The following is a 1,665-nucleotide window of genomic DNA, read 5'->3' as shown; positions in this document are numbered from 1 at the left end:
GGGACTGCGCTCGGCAGGTGGTGCGTCGCGCGCGGTTCTGCGCCACGCGCTTTCCGGCACCTATCAACCGCTGTTCGGCAATGCCTTGTGGCAGGAGTATTGCGATCTGCTGGGGCGCAATGTTTGGGGAGGGGCAACGACTGCTCAGGAAAGGCAAAAGGTGCTGGCAACGCTGGCCCAACGCGGTCGATGGGTGACGGTCTACTATGGCTGGCGCCCCAATCTTCCTGATGAGGCAGACAACCATTTAGTGGAGCTTGCGCTGGCAGGAGGGGCCGAGGGGATCGTGACGCATAACGTGCGGGACCTTGGCCGGGGAGAACTGGTATTTGATCAACTGCGGATGCTGACACCTGCTCAATGTCTGGAGGAATGGCAATGACAACATTAACGATCCGCTTGCCGGACGAGACGGCCGAGCGTTTGAAGTCACTGGCACACAGTCGCGGCCTCAGCACCAACAAATTGATGGAGGAGCTGAGTGCTCGAGCATTGGCGGTCTGGGATACCGAAAATCATTTTCGGGCGATGGCTGCAACGGGCAATGTCAAGGAGGCGCTAGCGATTCTGAATCGGCTGGATGCGGATGATCGTCAGGCAGGACACTGAATGTCATGGTCAGAAAATAAGCCAAGCGGCGAACCGCTGGATTGTTCGTGTTGAGTCCCGCATGCACTGTTCGCTATCGACAGCCGCTCGCGTGAGAACTACTGCGACACTGCACGCATGAGTACTGCCTCTGATGCCAGCGGCGCCCTCTCAGCATCGACACGCGCCAAGCTGCTGGCAGAGCTGGAGCGCGTCGAGCACCTGCTCTTCGAGCCGATGACCCAAGCTGATCTGGATCGACTCTATGCCCTTTCAGATCGCTGGACGGAGCCACTCGGAGACAGCCCCGAAGCGATCGCGCTGTGCGATGCGTTGGACGACTTCATCGCCGCGGGGATCGAGGACGGGGACGTGGAGAAGGCGTATCGGGAGCTGGTTGAGCGCGTGCAACGCAGTGGCTTAAAGACTACGCACTGAGCGGCGGCGGATCGCTGCCGACAAGGCGCAAGGTCTTAACACCCGGCTATGCCGACTGTCCCTTGGCACGCAACCACTTGACCATCCGGCGAACCGCATCGTCCGCCAACGGCTCCCCCGTTGGCATCACGCCGCCATGGCTGTCTGCCGGCGCCGGTAAGGCCAAGCCAAGGCGCTCGCATAGGCCATCCGGTGACGCCTCATCAGTCGTGCTGAGCGCTTCCTGCGCCGCACGAGGCACGTCGCCCGTCGCACCGAGTGCTGGGTGCTCAGTCCTTGGTTCGTCGTGCTCAGCACGGCCTGCTTGGCGATCTGTGCTCGGTTCGCAGTGCTGCGTGCGAGGGATGGCGTGCTCAGGACGGGGAGCGTCGATCGGTACCGTGACGCTAGGCATGTGGCCTTCGCTAGTGGTTACCGTCGATAAGATTGGGTTGGGCGTCTTCAGGGTCATGATCAAAGGTCCAGATAGAGAAAAAGGCGCAGGACCAACGTCACTGCGCCAGGGGTGGGAGAGGATCGATCCACCTGGGCCAAGCCCAGGCGGGATAGGGAAAGTGGCTGCGTGATGGCCAAGGCGGATGAGGCTCAGCCAGCGCGGCTTACGCTGAAGACGGCGGCAAGCGCGGAGCCCCCTCCATA

General features: G+C 61.6%; 4 protein-coding genes. 3 read left to right on the top strand and 1 reads right to left on the bottom strand.

The window, feature by feature from the left end:
- The 3 genes from VBE63_RS28860 to VBE63_RS28850 all read left to right on the top strand — a co-directional run.
- Window positions 1-382: PIN domain-containing protein (locus VBE63_RS28860; RefSeq protein ID WP_323686420.1), on the top strand; the 382-nt coding region annotated here is incomplete at its 5' end.
- A complete protein-coding gene (locus VBE63_RS28855; protein ID WP_323686419.1) occupies window positions 379-609 on the top strand; it encodes a CopG family transcriptional regulator in 231 nt (76 codons plus the stop codon). The genes VBE63_RS28860 and VBE63_RS28855, both read left to right, overlap by 4 nt.
- Window positions 610-726: 117 nt before the next feature.
- Window positions 727-1,026: a hypothetical protein gene (locus VBE63_RS28850; RefSeq protein WP_323686418.1), complete on the top strand. Its 300-nt coding sequence runs from the start codon at window positions 727-729 to the stop codon at window positions 1,024-1,026.
- Window positions 1,027-1,072: 46 nt separating this feature from the next.
- Here the strand turns inward: VBE63_RS28850 and VBE63_RS28845 are convergent, their stop codons facing one another.
- A complete protein-coding gene (locus VBE63_RS28845) occupies window positions 1,073-1,477 on the bottom strand; it encodes a hypothetical protein (RefSeq protein WP_323686417.1) in 405 nt (134 codons plus the stop codon).
- Window positions 1,478-1,665: the final 188 nt, after the last annotated feature.

It is taken from the genome of Lamprobacter sp., from assembly GCF_034860625.1.
Classification (GTDB): Bacteria; Pseudomonadota; Gammaproteobacteria; order Chromatiales; family Chromatiaceae; genus Lamprobacter.
This window is presented reverse-complemented; position numbering and strand designations above follow the sequence as displayed.

What these genes read in the sequence shown, in the direction of transcription:
- VBE63_RS28850 (WP_323686418.1), top strand. Translation starts at nt 727, where the DNA reads ATGAGTACTGCCTCTGATGCCAGCGGCGCCCTCTCAGCATCGACACGC.
- VBE63_RS28855 (WP_323686419.1), top strand. Translation starts at nt 379, where the DNA reads ATGACAACATTAACGATCCGCTTGCCGGACGAGACGGCCGAGCGTTTG.
- VBE63_RS28845 (WP_323686417.1), bottom strand. Translation starts at nt 1,477, where the DNA reads ATGACCCTGAAGACGCCCAACCCAATCTTATCGACGGTAACCACTAGC.